Source organism: Effusibacillus consociatus (assembly GCF_042652925.1).
Lineage (GTDB): Bacteria > Bacillota > Bacilli > Tumebacillales > Effusibacillaceae > Effusibacillus > Effusibacillus consociatus.
Map to the genome: position 1 here is coordinate 15,700 of NZ_JBHSHC010000099.1, position 18,090 is coordinate 33,789.

At 49.5% G+C, this 18,090-nt stretch carries 15 protein-coding genes; 13 read left to right on the forward strand and 2 right to left on the reverse strand.

The genetic code is table 11. The annotated features are described in order from the left end of the window. Positions 1 to 10: 10 nt before the first annotated feature. The 5 genes from ACFO8Q_RS13110 to argH all read left to right on the forward strand — a co-directional run bounded on the left by ACFO8Q_RS13110 (position 11) and on the right by argH (position 8,455). Positions 11 to 1,105, forward strand: coding sequence for a carbamoyl phosphate synthase small subunit (locus tag ACFO8Q_RS13110; protein ID WP_380026345.1), 1,095 nt, complete (start codon positions 11 to 13; stop codon positions 1,103 to 1,105). Beyond that, entirely contained in the window at positions 1,089 to 4,310 is a 3,222-nt protein-coding gene (gene carB, locus ACFO8Q_RS13115) for a carbamoyl-phosphate synthase (glutamine-hydrolyzing) large subunit (protein ID WP_380026263.1), read from the forward strand. Before ACFO8Q_RS13110 ends, carB begins: the two co-directional genes overlap by 17 nt. A 110-nt stretch (positions 4,311 to 4,420) precedes the next feature. After that, positions 4,421 to 5,389: an ornithine carbamoyltransferase gene (gene argF / locus ACFO8Q_RS13120; protein ID WP_380026264.1), complete on the forward strand. Its 969-nt coding sequence runs from the start codon at positions 4,421 to 4,423 to the stop codon at positions 5,387 to 5,389. An 88-nt stretch (positions 5,390 to 5,477) separates the two neighbouring features. After that, the gene (locus ACFO8Q_RS13125; protein ID WP_380026265.1) at positions 5,478 to 6,716 is read left to right on the forward strand and encodes an argininosuccinate synthase; all 1,239 of its coding nucleotides are present in this window, start codon (positions 5,478 to 5,480) and stop codon (positions 6,714 to 6,716) included. 308 nt (positions 6,717 to 7,024) lie between these two features. Beyond that, positions 7,025 to 8,455 carry an argininosuccinate lyase gene (argH, locus tag ACFO8Q_RS13130; protein WP_380026266.1) on the forward strand — a complete coding sequence of 477 codons (1,431 nt, stop codon included), beginning with the start codon at positions 7,025 to 7,027 and terminating at the stop codon, positions 8,453 to 8,455. A gap of 66 nt (positions 8,456 to 8,521) precedes the next feature. Here the strand turns inward: argH and ACFO8Q_RS13135 are convergent, their stop codons facing one another. Both ACFO8Q_RS13135 and ACFO8Q_RS13140 read right to left on the reverse strand, forming a co-directional pair. Next, a complete protein-coding gene (locus ACFO8Q_RS13135; protein WP_380026267.1) occupies positions 8,522 to 8,716 on the reverse strand; it encodes a hypothetical protein in 195 nt (64 codons plus the stop codon). 69 nt (positions 8,717 to 8,785) lie between these two features. Then, positions 8,786 to 9,586, reverse strand: a complete 801-nt coding sequence (locus ACFO8Q_RS13140; RefSeq protein ID WP_380026268.1) for a hypothetical protein — start codon at positions 9,584 to 9,586, stop codon at positions 8,786 to 8,788. Positions 9,587 to 9,701: 115 nt separating this feature from the next. On the opposite strand from ACFO8Q_RS13140, the gene ACFO8Q_RS13145 reads away from it, so the two are divergent. From ACFO8Q_RS13145 to uvrB, 8 genes are all read left to right on the forward strand, one after another. Continuing rightward, positions 9,702 to 9,827, forward strand: a complete 126-nt coding sequence (locus ACFO8Q_RS13145) for a hypothetical protein (protein ID WP_380026269.1) — start codon at positions 9,702 to 9,704, stop codon at positions 9,825 to 9,827. Continuing rightward, positions 9,820 to 10,506, forward strand: coding sequence for a cell division ATP-binding protein FtsE (ftsE, locus tag ACFO8Q_RS13150; protein ID WP_380026270.1), 687 nt, complete (start codon positions 9,820 to 9,822; stop codon positions 10,504 to 10,506). The genes ACFO8Q_RS13145 and ftsE overlap by 8 nt, the downstream gene beginning before the upstream one ends. Further along, positions 10,496 to 11,377: a permease-like cell division protein FtsX gene (gene ftsX / locus ACFO8Q_RS13155; protein WP_380026271.1), complete on the forward strand. Its 882-nt coding sequence runs from the start codon at positions 10,496 to 10,498 to the stop codon at positions 11,375 to 11,377. The genes ftsE and ftsX overlap by 11 nt, the downstream gene beginning before the upstream one ends. An 83-nt stretch (positions 11,378 to 11,460) precedes the next feature. Further along, a complete protein-coding gene (locus ACFO8Q_RS13160; protein WP_380026272.1) occupies positions 11,461 to 12,891 on the forward strand; it encodes a S41 family peptidase in 1,431 nt (476 codons plus the stop codon). An 84-nt stretch (positions 12,892 to 12,975) separates the two neighbouring features. Further along, positions 12,976 to 14,265, forward strand: coding sequence for a serine protease (locus ACFO8Q_RS13165; RefSeq protein WP_380026273.1), 1,290 nt, complete (start codon positions 12,976 to 12,978; stop codon positions 14,263 to 14,265). A gap of 26 nt (positions 14,266 to 14,291) precedes the next feature. After that, entirely contained in the window at positions 14,292 to 15,101 is an 810-nt protein-coding gene (locus ACFO8Q_RS13170) for a flagellar motor protein (RefSeq protein WP_380026274.1), read from the forward strand. Further along, positions 15,085 to 15,837, forward strand: coding sequence for a flagellar motor protein MotB (locus ACFO8Q_RS13175; RefSeq protein ID WP_380026275.1), 753 nt, complete (start codon positions 15,085 to 15,087; stop codon positions 15,835 to 15,837). Before ACFO8Q_RS13170 ends, ACFO8Q_RS13175 begins: the two co-directional genes overlap by 17 nt. Positions 15,838 to 16,064: 227 nt before the next feature. Next, the gene (gene uvrB, locus ACFO8Q_RS13180; protein WP_380026276.1) at positions 16,065 to 18,050 is read left to right on the forward strand and encodes an excinuclease ABC subunit UvrB; all 1,986 of its coding nucleotides are present in this window, start codon (positions 16,065 to 16,067) and stop codon (positions 18,048 to 18,050) included. The last annotated feature ends 40 nt before the right edge of the window (positions 18,051 to 18,090 follow it).

Below are 18,090 nucleotides of genomic sequence, written 5' to 3' on the forward strand. Positions count from 1 at the left end.
GGGAGATGCTGTGAAAGGTCGTTTGGTCCTCGAGAACGGACAAATTTTTACGGGAACTATGATTGGCCGATTGACACGAGGGTTCGGGGAAGTCGTGTTTCATACAGGGATGACAGGATATCAGGAGATCTTAACCGATCCTTCCTATGCAGGACAAATCGTCGTGATGACATATCCTCTAATTGGCAATTACGGGATCAATCCGGAGGATTTCGAATCCCGCAAAGCTTGGCTGTCCGGCTTTGTGACGGCTGAAGCTTGTGACGAACCGAGTCATTGGCAAAGCAATCAAACCTTATCCGATTATTTGGCAGAACAAGGCGTCGTCGGACTGACAGGTGTCGATACAAGGACGATCGTTCGAATCATTCGCGATAAAGGTGCGATGAAAGGCTGGATTCTTCCTGATGTGGAGAATGAGCCCATTCAGGTGGGACAACTGGAGTTCCCGGAGACAATGAAGGGGCATGTAGATCACGTTACAACCCCTGCCATGTATCCGGCTTCGACAAACGGAAACTATCATGTTGTGGTAGTGGACTTTGGGGTGAAGTCAAATATCGTTCAGTCGGTAGTCAACTTGGGATGTAAAGTTACGGTGGTGCCGGCGAGAACTTCATTTGAAACCATTCAGAGTCTGAATCCCGATGGAATTCTATTGTCGAACGGACCTGGCGATCCAATGGACTGTGCGGACGTGCTGCCAACGATTCGGAAACTGGCGGAAACGTATCCGTTGATGGGGATCTGTTTAGGCCATCAGCTGTTGTCCCTGGCATTTGGTGCAAAAACGGGCAAGATGCTGTTTGGTCACCGCGGTTCCAATCATCCGGTGAAGGAGTTGGCCAGCGGACGGATCTGGATTACTTCCCAGAATCACGGGTATGCGGTACTTGACGGGCAGATTCCGGATGAATTGGAAGTAACTCATATCAACGTAAATGACGGGACTATTGAAGGGGTTCGTGTGAAAGGACTGCCGGTTTTTTCCGTGCAGTTCCACCCGGAAGCCTGTCCCGGACCGCGTGATTCGGAACTGTTGTTTGAAACATTTATGCAGCATATGGCGGAACGGGAGGGGCGGCATCTTGTCTACGCAACTTAGTCCCACAACAGAAGAGACGATTCTTGTCATCGGTTCAGGTCCGATCGTAATCGGGCAGGCTGCAGAATTTGACTATGCCGGCACGCAAGCCTGTAAAGCCCTGCGTGAGGAAGGATACCGCGTAATCCTTGTGAATTCCAATCCTGCGACGATTATGACCGATCTGGATGTGGCGGATGTTGTTTATATTGAACCTTTAAATGTTGAGGTTCTCGAAAGAATCATTGAGAAAGAACGTCCTGACGGACTTCTGGCGACACTTGGCGGTCAGACCGGACTCAACATGGCGGTTGAACTGGATGAGGCAGGGGTTCTGGAAAAGTATGGAGTGAAGCTGCTCGGAACATCACTCGAATCAATCAAGCAAGCCGAAGATCGCCAGTTGTTTAAAGACTTGATGGACTCGATCAAGCAGCCGATTCCGGATTCAAAGGTTGTGGAATCGTTGGAGGAAGGTTTGGCGTTCGTTGAAAAAATCGGACTTCCGGTGATTATCCGACCTGCCTACACCTTAGGCGGAACGGGCGGCGGCATCGCTGAAACAATGGAAGAATTCAAGACGATCGCAACCCGCGGTCTGAAACAAAGCCCGATCAGTCAAATCCTGGTTGAGCAAAGCATCAAGGGCTGGAAAGAAATTGAGTATGAAGTGATGCGGGATGCTGCAGACACCTGCATTACCATTTGCAATATGGAAAATATTGACCCGGTTGGCGTTCATACAGGGGACAGCATCGTGGTGGCTCCTTCGCAAACGCTGACCGATCAGGAATATCAGATGCTGCGGACGGCTGCGGTAGATATCATTCGGGCTTTGAAAATCGAAGGCGGATGCAATGTCCAGTTTGCGCTTCATCCCACAAGCCGCGAGTATTGTGTGATTGAAGTGAACCCGCGTGTATCCCGTTCATCCGCGTTGGCTTCCAAAGCGACCGGATATCCGATTGCCAAGATGGCTGCCAAGATCGCAGCGGGCAAGCGCCTGGATGAAATCCTGAATCCGGTGACAGGCAAGACGTATGCATCTTTTGAACCGGCTCTCGATTATGTAGTGGTGAAAATCCCGCGCTGGCCGTTTGACAAGTTCCCGACAGCCGATCGCACACTCGGTACTCAGATGAAGGCGACGGGAGAAGTGATGTCGCTGGAGCGTTCATTTGAAGGGGCATTACAAAAAGCGCTGCGATCCCTGGATATCGGTCTCGACGGCCTTGAATTAAAAGGCGTGTCCGGGTTGTCCGATTCGGAAATGGAACGGATCCTCGGAAAGGAACCGGACGACCGCCGTTTGTTTGTTGCAGCAGAAGCCTTGCGCCGCGGCTGGTCGCAAGAGCAGATTTGCAATCTATCAGGCATTGACCGATTTTTCATAGGGAAGTTGGCAAAGTTGATCCGTTTCGAGAACGAACTGTCGGCAGCAGGTTCCGGGAATTTGCCGGAAGAGCTGTTACTGGAGGCCAAAAAACTTGGTTTCTCGGATGACCGGATCGCTTACCTGACAGGAGTTACAAACCAGGATGTGCGGGCAGCCCGGTTGGCAGACGGAATTGTACCGTCTTATCTCTTAGTTGATACTTGTGCAGCCGAATTTGAGTCGGCCACTCCTTATTATTATTCGACCTACAGATCTCAAGATGAAGTACAGCCGTCTTCCCGGAAGAAGGCGCTTGTAATCGGGTCCGGACCGATCCGTATCGGGCAGGGAATCGAGTTTGACTATTGCTCGGTGCACGCGGTGTGGGCGTTAAAACGGCAGGGCTATGAAACGATTATTATCAATAACAATCCGGAGACGGTATCGACCGATTTTGACACGGCGGATCGATTGTATTTCGAACCTTTGACGCTGGAAGATGTGCTGTCGGTGATTGAAAAAGAAGGCGTCGAGCAGGTGTTCATCCAGTACGGCGGGCAAACAGCCATCAACCTTGCCGAGAAGCTGGAAAAAGCGTTAGTTGGAACCAATGTGAAGATTGCGGGTACGCCGCTGGCAGCTATCGATCGGGCGGAGGATCGCGACGAGTTTCGCCGGTTCCTGCTGGAACAGGGCATTCCGCAGAGTGAAGGCGGAACTGCCTACGATGTCGAAGGCGCTGTTGAGGTGGCAGGAAAAATCGGGTACCCGGTGATTGTTCGCCCCTCTTATGTGATTGGCGGGCGAGCAATGGCTGTGGTTCATAACGAAGAGGAACTGCGCGACTATATGCGCTTGGCTGTTGATGTGAATCCCGAACATCCGGTTCTGATCGATGCGTATCTCGCAGGAAAAGAAGTGGAAGTCGACGCGGTGTGTGACGGAGAGAACATCTTGATTCCGGGGATCTTTGAGCACATCGAGCGGGCGGGTGTCCACTCGGGCGATTCGATGGCCGTTTATCCGCCGCAAACCCTTTCGGAAGCGGAGATTGCAACGATCGTCGACTATACGCAAAAAATCGCCCGGAATTTGCCGGTGATCGGTTTGATTAATATTCAGTTCGTGATCTACGAAGGGCGAGTGTACGTGCTGGAAGTCAATCCGCGGGCTTCACGGACAGTTCCGATCATCTCGAAGGTGACCGGAATTCCGCTGATCGATCTGTCTGTTCGGGTGCAGCAGGGACAGAGGTTGACAGAATGCGGATACGGAACGGGTCTTGCCGCAAATCAGTCCTATGTGGTGGTAAAAGCACCAGTCTTTTCGTTCGCGAAGATTACCGGCTTTGATATTCATCTCGGTCCTGAAATGAAATCGACCGGTGAAGTGCTTGGCATCGGGGACGATTATGCAGCCGCAGCCGCCAGCGCCTTTGCTGGAATGGGTATCGGATTAAAGCCTGGCGGATTGTTCTGCTCAATTACAGAGCGTGAGAAGGCGGCTGCCGTTCCATTGTTAAAACGTTATGCACAACTCGGCTTCGAGCTTTACGCGACACTGCAAACAGCGAGTATTCTAGAGCAGAACCGCGTGCAGGGGGTAACTCCCGTCGAGAAGAGCCAAGAGGCGATTGAGCAACTGTTGAAGTCGGGGGCGATTCAACTCGTGTTGAATATCCCTACGAAAGGGCAGGATCCGGAACGGTTGGGGTTCTGGTTAAGAAGATACAGCGTAGAGACGAGAGTGCCTTGTCTTACATCACTCGATACGGCAAGTGCCCTGTTAATGGTTTTGGAAGAACGGGCTGAGGTGACACCGAAGCCATTGGCACCGGTGGTCGCTCGTTAATTAAGGCCAGGGAAATAGCTTTAATAATAATACGGGGCCCCCACAAAGTACTCGGTGCAGCTGTAACGCTTCACGTCACTTTGTGGGGTGTTTCGGGGAGGTAGAGAGGAATGGCAAAATCAGTTCCTATGGTTCGGGATTGGCAATTGAATCGGCTGAAAGGTCGGGATTTCATCGATTTTGCGGATTATACTCCAGCCGAGTTGGAATACTTGTTGAATCTGGCGGAGACGATTAAAGAAAAACAAAAGAAAGGCGAGATGTATCAGCCGCTTCTCGGAAAAACGCTTGGTATGTTCTTTACCAAGGCATCGACGCGGACTCGAGTCTCATTTGAAGTGGGGATGTTTCAATTAGGCGGTCATGCGCTTTTTCTGTCGGGCAGTGATACCCAGATCGGCCGTGGGGAACCAATCTCCGATACGGCAAGAGTGATGTCCCGGTATGTGGATGGGATTATGATTCGGACATTCGGCCATGATGATGTCGTCGAGTTGGCTGAACATGCGGATATTCCCGTCATTAACGCGTTAACGGATCTGCATCATCCCTGCCAAGTGCTGGCCGACATCTTGACCTTGAAAGAGTACAAAGGCAAATTGCAAGGTCTCACGGTCGCGTACGTGGGAGATGGAAATAATATGGCTAACTCCTGGATTCAGGCGGCTCCGAAGTTCGGTTTGAATATGCGCGTGGCAACACCGACCGGATATGAGTGCGATCCTGCGGTTGTGGAACAAACCAAGAAATTTGCCAAGGAATACGGGACGGAACTGGTATTCACAAACGATCCTGTGGAAGCGGTACAGGGCGCAGATCTCGTGTATACGGATGTGTGGGCGAGTATGGGCCAGGAAGCGGAACAGGAAGAGAGGGTGCAGAAGTTCGCTGATTACCAGGTGAACGAGGCGCTGTGCAGCCATGCGAAGCCTGATTATCTGTTTATGCACTGCCTGCCTGCACATCGGGGTGAGGAAGTGACGGCCGAGATTATCGATGGCCCGCATTCGGTGATTTTCGATGAGGCGGAAAACCGGCTGCATGTGCAAAAGGCGATTCTCGCCGCTACCCTTGGGTAGCCGCTTGAATGTCAAAATGTTTTCATAGATAATTATTCAGGTGTTGAACAGAGTCGAAATGATTTTCAATTGAATGGAGCGAGAACGGATGGCGAAGCAGAAAATTGTGTTGGCGTATTCCGGCGGATTGGATACGTCCGTTATTTTAACCTGGCTGAAAGAGACTTATGATGCCGAGATTGTCGCCTTTACGGCAGATATCGGGCAAAAGGAGGAACTGGAAGGGCTCGAAGAAAAGGCGCTGCGTACGGGTGCGAGCAAAGTGTACATCGACGATTTGCGCGACGAGTTCGCACGGGACTTTATTTACCCGATGTTCCAAGCCGGGGCGCTTTACGAAGGACAGTACTTGCTCGGCACGAGCATTGCCCGTCCGCTGATCGCCAAGCGGATGGTTGAAATTGCTCGAGCTGAAGGGGCAACTGCGATTGCGCATGGCGCAACTGGAAAAGGGAACGACCAGGTGAGATTCGAGCTTACAGCGGCAGCTTTGGCTCCGGAATTGGAAGTGATCGCTCCGTGGAGGGTCGAGGGGTTTCGCCAACAATTCCCGGGCAGAGCGGAAATGATCGCGTATGCGGAGAAGCACGGGATTCAGGTGCAGGCAACTGCGTCGAAGCCCTATTCCATGGACCGCAATCTGCTCCATATCAGCTTTGAGAGCGGCATTTTGGAAGACCCTTGGTTTGACGCGAGCAGTGTGGAAAGCAAAGACATGTATGTGCTTAGCGTTTCGCCTGAGGAAGCACCGGATCAACCGGAATACTTAGAGTTGGATTTTGAACAGGGGAATTGCGTCGGATTGAACGGGGAGCGCATGTCACCGCTCCAGGTTATGGAGAAGCTCAACGAGCTCGGTGGGAAACACGGGATCGGACGCGTGGACATGGTAGAGAACCGTTTTGTCGGCATGAAGAGCCGCGGGGTTTATGAAACTCCGGGGGGCACGATCCTGTTTATCGCCCATCGCAAAATGGAGTCGATCACGATGGACCGCGAAGTGATGCAGCTGCGCGATTCGCTCATTCCCCGTTACAGCACGCTTGTTTACAACGGCTTTTGGTTCGCACCGGAACGGCTGGCGCTGCAGGCACTGGTCACCGAGAGTCAGAAAAATGTGACCGGCACGGTTCGAGTGAAACTGTACAAAGGGAACGTAATTGGTGCCGGGGTGAAGAGTCCGGTGAGCTTGTACAATCCGAATATCGCGACGATGGAAGCTGACCCAACGCAGGCGTACAATCAATCTGACGCGACCGGTTTTATTCGTCTGAACGCGCTGCGTCTGAAAGTGGCATCTGGTGTGCAGCAGAACACGGACAAATAAGACGTCTCCGACGGGGAACGAGGAGCAAGTTTGTAAGGCATGTTCGGAATAAGACCTTTTGGAGGTCTTATTCCTGCGTTTTTTTGTGGTGTTTTCTAAATAGCTCCTTTTGCAGGTGTTATTTCACCGTGTGGAAGCGGATTAGGGTCCGAAAAACATCAAATAAGACCCTTATAGTCCTTTATTTTGCAAATTAACCCTGAAAATCGGGAAATAAGACCTTGTCAGTCTCTTATTTCAGCAGCGCACCTAATTCTGACTTAGTGGGCAAAGCGATTAAGGGACACAGTGAGAAAGGAAGTACTGAAATGTCAAAACTATGGGGCGGACGTTTTACAAAACCAACAGACAAGCTGGTGGAAGAGTTTACGGCTTCCATCACTTTCGATCAAAAATTGGCCGTTGATGATATCCGGGGCTCGCTGGCTCATGTAAAAATGTTAGGCGCATGCGGCATTATCCCGCAGGAAGATGCAGATAAGATCCGTGAGGGATTGCTCTCGATTCTGGAAGATGTGAAAGCGGGCAAGCTCACTTATGCGGTTGAAAATGAAGACATCCATATGAATATTGAGAAATACCTGATTGAACGGATTGGTCCGGTCGGAGGCAAGCTTCACACAGGACGTTCGCGAAACGATCAGGTGGCAACCGATATGCACCTGTATTTGCGCCGCGAGACCAAGCAGATTATCGCCCTGTTGGTTGACGTAATGCAGGCTCTTGTAGACTCGGCGGACAAGCATTTCGACGTGATCATACCGGGGTATACTCATCTGCAGCGTGCACAACCGGTTTTGTTTGCCCATCATTTGCTGGCCTATGTGGGCATGTTCTCGCGGGATGCGGAACGTTTGGAGGATGCATTGAAGCGAATTGACATTCTGCCGCTAGGGGCGGGTGCCTTAGCGGGTACGACGTTCCCGATTGACCGTGAACTGGTTGCGAAAGAACTCGGTTTCTCGCGTATCTACGACAACTCGATGGATGCGGTAAGTGACCGCGATTTCATTTTGGAATTTCTCAGCCACGCTTCGATTCTCATGATGCACCTGTCCCGTTTTTGTGAAGAACTGGTACTTTGGTCTTCCACCGAATTCGGTTTCGTGGAACTGGACGATGCCTATTGTACAGGTTCGTCGATCATGCCTCAGAAGAAGAATCCGGATGTTGCCGAATTGGTCCGCGGAAAATCGGGCCGGGTCTATGGCAATCTGTTCGGTCTGTTAACGGTGCTCAAGAGCCTGCCGCTTGCTTATAACAAGGATCTGCAGGAAGACAAAGAGGGCATGTTTGATACGGTGGAGACTCTGAAAGGTTCATTGGCCCTTTTTGCTGACATGATCCGGACCATGGAAGTCCGCAAAGAACGGTTGGCTCAAGTCGTGAAAGAAGACTTCTCAAATGCCACTGACCTGGCTGACTATCTTGTTCGCAAAGGGCTGCCGTTCCGTCAGGCGCATGAGGTGATCGGAAAGCTCGTACTGTATTGTATCTCCAACGGCAAGTTCCTGGCCGATTTGACAGTAGAGGAATACAAGGAGCACAGTCCGCTTTTTGAACAGGATGTGTATCATGTGATCGATATTCAGACGGTTGTGGATGCACGGAATGTCCATGGCGGAACCGGCAGTGAGCGGGTTAAACAGGCGCTTGCGAAAGCGAAAAGTCTCACGTCAGATTTGGGGAATTGGGTGGAAGCCGCATTGGAAAAGGAAGAATGGGAGCCCAAGGCTTAACCGTCAGGTAAACAAAAAGAAACGCCTTTCCTTAGTTTAAGGAGAGGCGTTTTTGGTTGGGTTTTTCTACAGTTCGGACGATTTTCGCAGGGATGATTCGGCAGCAGCTTTTTTGATATCCTCTTTTAAGCGATGGGGAAACCCTGAGTACTGACTGCATGTTTTACAAATCATTCCGTGCGACTCCAACATGATCGATTCAAATTCGGACGGAACAAACCAAGGCTCATTACACACTGTGCACAAAACCACCAATTGCATCTGAATCCCCTCCCAGTCAATTCGTTTACTAGAAGAATGGACAAGACTGGTAGTTTTTATACTCAGTGCCTACCGATTCAGCCCAAAGCCAATCTGGGCGATATAGACCTCGCTTTGAAACTGCTGCAGAATCGTTCCGTAATCATATTTGATGAAAATCGGCACGATCGATTCGATTGCTTCCTCATAAGGTTGGCCGCATACCTCGCGTAACTGCACATACTTCTGGAACAGAATGGCCTTGTCAAAATTGATGCCTAACTGATAAGCCCCTTTTCCCAGCTGCTCCTTCGGCATTTCCTTAAACTTGGCTACAAGCTCCTGATATTTGTCAATATAATTGCGGTGCAAGAAGTAAATGGAATAATCCCGGTAAATGAGTTTGCCGACATCATCAATGTTTTGCTTCGGTTTGGCAAAGCCGATCATATGGTTGTCGTGTTCCAGCACATAGGTTTCATCGTTATGCAGTTCGTTCACCAAATCCCGGCTCTTTCTGTCAAACAGTCTATTAAACTTGATCACGTGGTGCAGCGTTTCGGAAAAGCGGGAATCGTCCTCCCCGAGTATAAATAAACGGTCGGCCATCGGTAACAGCTTCAGGATGTCTGCCGAAAGTCCGCTCGAGGCATCGTATACGACAATATCAAAAGCCGATTTCAATTCTTTTATTTTCTGCTTTTGTTCATCGAAAGACAATTCTGCAAATTTATGCACCGTTTCTTTCGTAATCGGTTCTTTTTCCAGGATACCGTTTGAGACAAAGGCGATAGAGAGTGATGTGTTTTGTCTTAACCAATTGGCGACTAACAGTGCCGTCTCTGTTACTCCGGCCTTTTCTTTCGGGGAATAAAACCCTACCAAATACATGCTGATCGCTCCTCTCTAATTTAAGTTTACTAGATTTTTCATAGTCCTGCCAAACAATACCTCGCCAGCAAGAGGGAAAAGTCCTGTATAATTCAATAAGGAGACAGGATTTTGCATGAAAGCTGTCGAAAAAAGAAAAAGATTGGCAGGGGCCGGAACGGGATTGCACAGGGTCGTTATGGGGCTGGGTAAGCGCCATCAGCGAATACTGACAGAGGATGTGGATAATAGCGATGATTGAAATGCACGACGTGTGGAAAATTTATCCGAATGGCGTCTCGGCGTTAAACGGGATTAATGTGAAAATTGACCGCGGGGAATTTGTATATGTGGTAGGGCCCAGCGGAGCGGGGAAATCCACGTTTATCAAATTGATGTACCGCGAAGTGAAACCTACAAAAGGGACGATTTTTGTCAATGGGTTCAACGTGGAGCGCCTGAAAGAAAGAAAGATTCCATTGATGCGTCGGCAAATCGGTGTAGTGTTCCAAGACTTTAAACTCCTCCCGCAGTTAACCGCCGCCGAGAATGTGGCGTTTGCAATGGAAGTAATCGAAGCTCCCAGGAGAAAAATCAAACAGCGTGTAAAAGAGGTTATGGAACTGGTAGGACTGGGCGATAAACTGAATCAATTTCCGAACCAGTTATCCGGAGGAGAACAGCAGCGGGTGGCGGTGGCCCGGGCGCTGGTAAATCATCCGGCTGTTATTATTGCGGACGAGCCGACAGGGAATTTGGATCCCGAGACATCGTGGGACATTATGCAGCTATTCAGCAAGATCAACGATCAGGGAACAACGATCGTTATGGCGACTCATAACAAAGAGATCGTAAACACCATGAAGCGCAGAGTGATCGCTGTTGAAGGCGGTAAAATCGTACGTGACGAACGACAGGGGGCATACGGATATGAAGATTAGAACGTTGATTCGTCATATCCGTGAAGGTCTGAAGAATATTGGACGGAACGGATGGATGACATTTGCGGCTGTAGGATCGGTAGTGGTGTCGTTGATGATTCTGGGGGTGTTCCTCACGCTTGCCATGAACCTGCAGCAAATTACGAAAGACGTGGAAGAACAGGTCCAGATGGACGTATTTATGATTGAAGGAACTTCCCGAAGCGATATCAGTCAGATTGAAAATCGCTTGAAATCGCTCGCCGGGGTCAAATCCGTCGAGTTTGTGTCGAAAGAAGACGCTGTGAAACAGATGGTGCAAAAATATAAGGAGCACCGGGATCTCTTCACAGGACTCGAAATGGAGAACCCGTTTCCCGACAAATTTATCGTCAAGGCTGACAATCCTCGTCAAACGCTGGAATTGGCCGATCGGATCCGCACGTTCCCATATGTCGAGAAAGTCAAAGACGGACGGGAAGTGGTTGAAAAACTGTTTGGTGTGATGGATGTGATCCGCTGGATCGGCGGCGCATTGATTGTCGGCTTGGCGCTTACAGCCGTGTTCTTGATTTCAAACACGATTAAGATTACAATCTATTCCCGTCGCCGGGAAATTGAAATCATGAAGCTAGTAGGTGCCACAAACTGGTTTATCCGTTGGCCATTTTTCGTTGAAGGCCTGTTGATGGGAGCGATCGGCGCTCTGATTCCTGTCGGGTTGATTACGGTTATCTATACGTATGCTTTGGACAACTTTGCGAATACATTTATTCCATTGCTGCCGCTGCAAGCTCTGATTTTTGAAGTCGGCGGATCGTTGTTGTTGATCGGGGCTTTGATCGGCGTCTTCGGTTCGGTATTCTCAGTTCGCAAATTCCTGAGGATCTAGATCCAGTCAATCTATGTACCAAGTAATAGACTCCAGACTTGTCTCATATACTCGCAATGAGACATAACAAAGGTGGTGAATCCATGCAAATACGAAAACGCACCCTTGCATTACTGCTCGTGGCAGCGCTCTTTCTTGGAAGCACTTCGACGTACGGGTTTCTTCAATGGAAAATGGGCGGTTCACCTCTTGCGAAGGAGATGCCCCGTTTGGGGTCCGGGGAGCAGGCGGCCAATTTTGCCAAATTTAATGAAGCCTATCAGACGATTCGGGGGAAGTATTACCGGCAAATTGACGATCAAAAGCTTCTTGACGGCGCTATTTCAGGCATGATCCAAGCCTTGGATGATCCTTATTCCACCTATATGGATAAGGAAACCGCAGATCAATTTCATATGTCTTTGTCCTCTTCTTTTGAGGGAATCGGTGCGACAATTGAATCAATCAACGGCCGTGTGACAATCTCCTCTCCGATAAAAGGTTCGCCTGCCGAAAAGGCGGGTTTGCGGGCAGGGGATCAAATTCGCAAAGTGAACGGGCAAACGTTGGACGGAATGGAGATTAACCAGGCGGTTCTTTTGATTCGCGGCAAGAAGGGGAGCAAGGCCGAATTGGAAATCACCCGTCCCGGATCGAGCGATATCATGCATGTGAGCGTGGTTCGCGATGAAATTCCTCTCGAGACTGTTTACGGCGAGAATTTGGGAAATGGGATTGGCAAAATCCAGATTACCTCCTTCTCGGAGAATACGGCAAAGCGTTTTGAGGAAGAGCTGAAAAAGCTTGAAGCCCAGGGCATGAAAGGGTTAATCATCGATGTGCGGGACAACCCGGGCGGTTTTCTGGAAGCAGTCAACGAAATCAGCAATCTGTTGATTCCGAATAAAGGAATTATCCTTCAGGTTGAATACCGAAACGGACAAAAAGAGGTATTCCGATCCAAGCTTGAAAATGCGAAATATCCGGTTGTGTGCCTGATTAACGGTGGTTCGGCAAGCGCATCGGAGATTCTGGCAGGAGCACTCAAGGAATCCGGCGGCTATCCGCTCGTTGGTGAAAAGACCTTCGGTAAAGGAACCGTGCAGCAAAGCAAGGCTTTCGATGACGGGTCGAACTTCAAGTATACGATGGCGAAATGGCTGACTCCAAAAGGCAATTGGATCCACAAAAAAGGGGTAGAGCCTGACTATTCGGTTGCACAGCCGGCTTACTTCAAGCTGACGGCACTCAATCCGGAAACCGCGCTCAAGCGGGATATGACCGGATCAGCCGTGAAAACTCTGCAGCAAATGCTGATTGGAGTTGGACTTGTTCCGGGACGTGACGATGGATATTTTAGTACGCAAACGGAAGAAGCGGTCAAAACATTCCAGCGGGTGAACGGGTTGCCTGTTACGGGTGTTGCAGAAGGGGAAACTACCTTAAAGTTGATGGAAGCGATCAGCGAAAAAAAGAAAACCAATGATGCCCAGCTTGAAAAAGCGATTTCTGTTATTCGTTCCATGATAAAGTAGCAGGTAATATACGGTATTCCGTCGAATATTCCCTTGAGGGCGTAATGTCCTCAGGGGGTTTTTTGTTTTAAGGGGGAATGGTGCTTGCAGGCTGTACCTTTTTTGCTTGAGTTGGGGCGCGGATTTCTGGAGATTCCACTCACTCCGTTTTTCTATGTGGCCATCCTCTTGATGTATCTGCAATATCGCAGACAAGTTTCACTGGAACGCCAATTGTTCGGTGTTCGTGTAACATCCGCAGAAAGACAAACGATTCTATCTGTCGGATATGGACTTTTGGGCGGACTGTTGACCACTCTTCTCGTATCTGCAATCGGCGTTGTTCTCAACCCGACCGACTTTATCTATGTCTGGGTGTTGGCGGTGGCATTGGCAATTTTCAATGTCAGGTTTATCTGTTTCGCTTATGCGGGCGGAATCCTGTCGTTTGTCTCGCTGCTGTTAAATGCACTGCCCGAGTATTCGATCGGTTGGCCTTGGATGGGGCAGATCTACGAGGACTTCCGGGCTTTATCGGTTCCTCATTTGTTGACGCTGGTTGCCATTCTGCATTTGATAGAAGCGATTTTGGTGCTTCTGCAGGGGAAAGAAGGAGTGTCACCTGTCTTTGTGCAGAGCAAAAGGGGACGTTTGATCGGAGGGTTTATCCTTCAGAAGTTTTGGGTTCTTCCGTTGGCGGCCGTGGCAGTTACCGGGACGGGAGGTTTGGAACCCCCTCCGTGGTGGGCGATATTGCCTGTTGTCGGGGTACACGGTTTGCAAGTGGTTCCGATTCCTGCCGTACTCGGATATTCCGGGGTGACGCTTTCTCGCCATCCTGCAGAAAAAGCGGCGCGAACGGCGAAATATTTGGCACTGTATGCGATCGTACTTCTGCTTATATCCGTCCTTGGAGCCAAATACGCACCTCCACTCTTATGGGTGGCTGCGTTATTTTCTCCGATTGCTCATGAATTTCTGGTTAAATGGGAGTTGGCCGATGAAAAACTGCGGCGGCCTCTCTTCGTGAAACCGCTCCAGGGTCTCCGAATTCTGGCGGTACTCCCCGGAAGCCCGGCGGAAAGTATGGAGCTTAAGTCCGGAGATACAATTACGAAAGCAAATGGAATGCCGGTCAATTCACCGTTTGATTTGCATTTTGCAATGAATCGGAATTCGGCATTTATCAAGTTGGAAGTAATGGATGAACAAGGGGAGATCCGGTTTGTGGGAAAACCCAGATACTCGGGGGAACATCACGGACTGGGGTTGATATTGGTTCCGGATGACTCCGCGAAGGAATATATCCGACTTGAGTCGATTCCAATCTGGAAGAGACTTTGGAGTACACTAAGCGGTCGCAACCGAAATTCACCAGCAAAAGAAAACTACTGAAGTTGTTGCAACAGGAGGAAACATAGATGGATATCACAACAGTCCTTGGCTTGATCCTCGGAATCGGTTTTTTGGTAGGAGCCTTCATTTTGGAAGGGGGTCACGCGTCCGCGCTATTTGAAGTGACCGCTCTGATGATCGTATTTGGTGGTACGGCAGGAGCTATAATGGTCGCTACGCCGATGGAACAGTTGAAACAACTGCCAAAAATTTTGAAAATCGCTTTTTTTCACAAATCCCGGGACCCGTTGGAAGTTATCGATGAGCTAGTATCCTTGGCCACAATTGCACGACGGGAAGGGATTCTTGCGCTTGAAGAGAAAATTGAGACCTATGAGGACGAATTTTTCAAAAACGGAGTCCGCCTGGTTGTTGACGGAGTCGATCCCGAGTTGGTCCGCAGCATCATGGAAACAGAACTCTCGTTTATCGAAGACCGCCATTCAAAAGGGGCCGCCATCTTTGAACAGGCGGGAGGTTTTGCTCCGACAATGGGAATTATCGGAACCGTTATGGGATTGGTCCACGTTCTTGGCAACCTGGAAGATGCCAGCAAGTTGGGGCCATCCATTGCAGTTGCCTTTATTGCTACATTGTATGGTGTAGCTTCCGCAAACGTGGCCTATTTGCCAATTGCCAACAAATTGAAAATTCGCAGCAAACAGGAAGTGCTGGTGCGGGAATTGATGATCGAAGGGATCTTGTCCATTCAAGCCGGTGAGAATCCGAACATTCTCGGGCAGAAATTAAAAGTGTTCCTGGCGCCCACCAACCGTGAAAAAGATGCTAGAGCAGCAGGGCGAGAGGTAGGCGAAGCGGATGTCGAGACGGCGTAACAATCACGGGGGCGCACATGAAAACCATGAGCGTTGGCTGTTGACATATGCGGATCTGATCACTCTCCTGATGATATTTTTCGTGGTGTTGTATTCGATGTCGAAGATCGATATCACCAAGTATGAACAGCTTGCCGTTTCGTTGAATCAATCTTTCTATAACGGCTCAACCGGAGTTATGCAAACAAAGTTTGAAAGACCGAACGGTGAGCCGAACGAATCGGGAAAATCAATTGATAAAGAAATATTGGAAGCCAGCAAGAAAATGGCGGAAGAAAACCAACGCTTAAAGAATGCCGAGGAAAAACTCCAACAGCACATCCGGCAAAACGGTTTGAGTGACAAAATCCTGGTCGAGTTGAACACGAAAGGTGTTCAAATCACCCTGCGGGACGTCGCCTTGTATGATACCGGTTCTGCCGCTTTGAAACCGGATGCCGAAAAAATCCTCGGCGGGCTCGCTCCTTTTTTAAAGGAACTGCCAAATAAGATTTCAATTGAAGGGCACACGGACAACATACCGATCCGCAATTCCCAGTTCCGTTCCAACTTTGACCTTTCAGCCGAGAGGGCACTCAATGTGCTGTATTACTTCCAAAGCCAGGAAGTAAAGCCTGAATTAATGTCTGCAACCGGGTACGGAGAATATGTTCCGGTTACGGGGAATGACACGCCTGAGGGGCGTGCTGCCAACCGGCGGGTGAATGTGATCATTCTTCGGAATACAGGGAATTGACAGATCCGGATTACGACCGGCACACAAAATCTTTGTGTGTCTTTCTTTTTTTGTCGATTTGATTATGGAAAAATTCTTTCCATCCGCTGGATTTTGAAGTGAGGGTTCGATACAATAGAACAAAAGTTCGTGTTCGGTCGGAGTTACGAATGGTTACTAAGCGAAAATGTTATGTTACCTTGTTGACGTGATCGAGTATAATAATTGTTATGGAAAGGGTGGGGAAAATGGCCGAACGGAAAGGCGTTTTTGAGTTGAAGTCCGAATACGCGCCGCGGGGCGATCAACCGACAGCAATCGATTCGCTTGTCAAAGGACTGCAAGCCGGAAAAAGACAGCAAGTGCTGCTGGGGGTAACCGGTTCAGGCAAGACATTTACAATGGCAAATGTGATCGCGAAAGTGAACAAACCGACCCTTGTTCTTGCACCCAACAAAACTTTGGCCGCACAATTGGCTGCCGAGTTTAAGGAGTTTTTTCCGAACAATGCGGTCGAATACTTTGTTTCGTACTACGATTATTACCAACCGGAGGCCTATATCCCGTCCTCCGATACGTATATCGAGAAAGATGCCAAGATTAATGATGAGATTGACAAGCTGCGTCATTCAGCGACCAGTTCCCTGTTGGAACGAAATGACGTGATCGTGGTAGGTTCCGTTTCTTCCATTTACGGTTTGGGGAACCCTGTCGAATACGCAGCGCATGTGCTGTCACTTCGTGTTGGGATGGAAAAACCACGAAACGACATCCTGCGTAAACTTGTCGAGATGCAATACGAGAGAAACGACATTAATTTTATTCGCGGAACTTTTCGTGTTCGGGGAGACGTGTTGGAGATTTTTCCCGCATCCCGAAGCGAAAAAGCATTTCGTGTGGAGTTGTTCGGCGATGAAATTGATCGAATCACAGAGATCGATGTAGTCACTGGGGAAATCGTAGGAACACGGCAGCATATCGCGATTTTTCCGGCCTCTCACTTCGTCACCTCAAGTGACAAGATGCAGCGGGCGATTGCCAGCATCCGGGCGGAATTGGAAGAGCGGCTTGCGGAACTACGCGAAGCGGGGAAACTGCTGGAAGCCCAGCGTCTGGAACAGCGTACAAACTATGATTTGGAGATGATGGCGGAAATCGGTTTCTGTTCCGGAATTGAAAACTACTCCCGCCACTTGGAAGGGCGTCCTCCGGGCTCGGCTCCACATACCCTGCTCGATTACTTCCCGAAAGATTACTTGTTGATCATTGATGAATCACACGTCGGTGTTCCGCAAATCGGCGGAATGTATAACGGGGATCGCAGTCGGAAACTGACTCTGATCGAGCATGGTTTTCGGCTGCCTTCCGCAGCGGATAACAGACCGCTCAAATTTGAAGAGTTTGAACAGCGAATCAGTCAAGTAATTCATGTATCCGCGACCCCGGGACCGTATGAATTGGAACATGCGGAACAGGTTGTCGAACAGATCATCCGTCCTACAGGTCTTGTGGACCCGCAGATTGAGGTTCGCCCGATCAAAGGTCAAATCGATGACCTTGTGGGAGAAATCAATAAACGAATCAAGCGTGATGAACGTGTATTGGTCACTACGTTAACGAAGAAAATGGCGGAGGATCTGACCGATTACTTCAAAGATTTGGGTATTAAAGTACGATACCTCCATTCAGACATCAAAACACTGGAACGGATGATGATCCTTCGTGATTTGCGGACCGGAGTATTCGATGTTCTAATCGGGATCAACTTATTACGTGAAGGGTTGGACCTGCCTGAAGTATCGCTGGTGGCAATCCTAGATGCTGACAAAGAAGGATTCCTGCGGGCGGAGCGTTCCCTGATTCAGACTATTGGTCGGGCTGCGCGCAATGCCCACGGTCAAGTCATCATGTATGCGGATACGATCACGAAGTCGATGCGGATCGCTATCGATGAAACGAATCGGCGACGTTCGATTCAACAAGAGTACAACAAACAGAATGGAATTACCCCGCAGACAGTTCGTAAAGCGGTGCGCGAGGTGATTGAAGCAACGAAGGCAGCCGAATCGAAAACAGAGTACAATGTGAAGAAGAGCGTCGACAAGATGTCGAAGAAGGATCGTGAGCAGCTGATCAAGACGCTTGAGAAGGAAATGAAAGAGGCGGCGAAAGCTCTCCAGTTCGAACGGGCTGCTGAACTGAGGGATATTATTCTTGAGCTGTCAGCCTCGTAATTGTGGGAATCAAACAGCAGGATACCAAAAATTCGCGGGG

Coding starts and splice junctions, on each gene's coding strand:
- ACFO8Q_RS13170 (WP_380026274.1), top strand. CDS start 14,292: ATGGATATCACAACAGTCCTTGGCTTGATCCTCGGAATCGGTTTTTTG.
- ftsX (WP_380026271.1), top strand. CDS start 10,496: ATGAAGATTAGAACGTTGATTCGTCATATCCGTGAAGGTCTGAAGAAT.
- ACFO8Q_RS13125 (WP_380026265.1), top strand. CDS start 5,478: ATGGCGAAGCAGAAAATTGTGTTGGCGTATTCCGGCGGATTGGATACG.
- uvrB (WP_380026276.1), top strand. CDS start 16,065: ATGGCCGAACGGAAAGGCGTTTTTGAGTTGAAGTCCGAATACGCGCCG.
- ftsE (WP_380026270.1), top strand. CDS start 9,820: ATGATTGAAATGCACGACGTGTGGAAAATTTATCCGAATGGCGTCTCG.
- ACFO8Q_RS13135 (WP_380026267.1), bottom strand. CDS start 8,716: ATGCAATTGGTGGTTTTGTGCACAGTGTGTAATGAGCCTTGGTTTGTT.
- ACFO8Q_RS13145 (WP_380026269.1), top strand. CDS start 9,702: ATGAAAGCTGTCGAAAAAAGAAAAAGATTGGCAGGGGCCGGAACGGGA.
- ACFO8Q_RS13175 (WP_380026275.1), top strand. CDS start 15,085: ATGTCGAGACGGCGTAACAATCACGGGGGCGCACATGAAAACCATGAG.
- ACFO8Q_RS13140 (WP_380026268.1), bottom strand. CDS start 9,586: ATGTATTTGGTAGGGTTTTATTCCCCGAAAGAAAAGGCCGGAGTAACA.
- argF (WP_380026264.1), top strand. CDS start 4,421: ATGGCAAAATCAGTTCCTATGGTTCGGGATTGGCAATTGAATCGGCTG.
- argH (WP_380026266.1), top strand. CDS start 7,025: ATGTCAAAACTATGGGGCGGACGTTTTACAAAACCAACAGACAAGCTG.
- ACFO8Q_RS13160 (WP_380026272.1), top strand. CDS start 11,461: ATGCAAATACGAAAACGCACCCTTGCATTACTGCTCGTGGCAGCGCTC.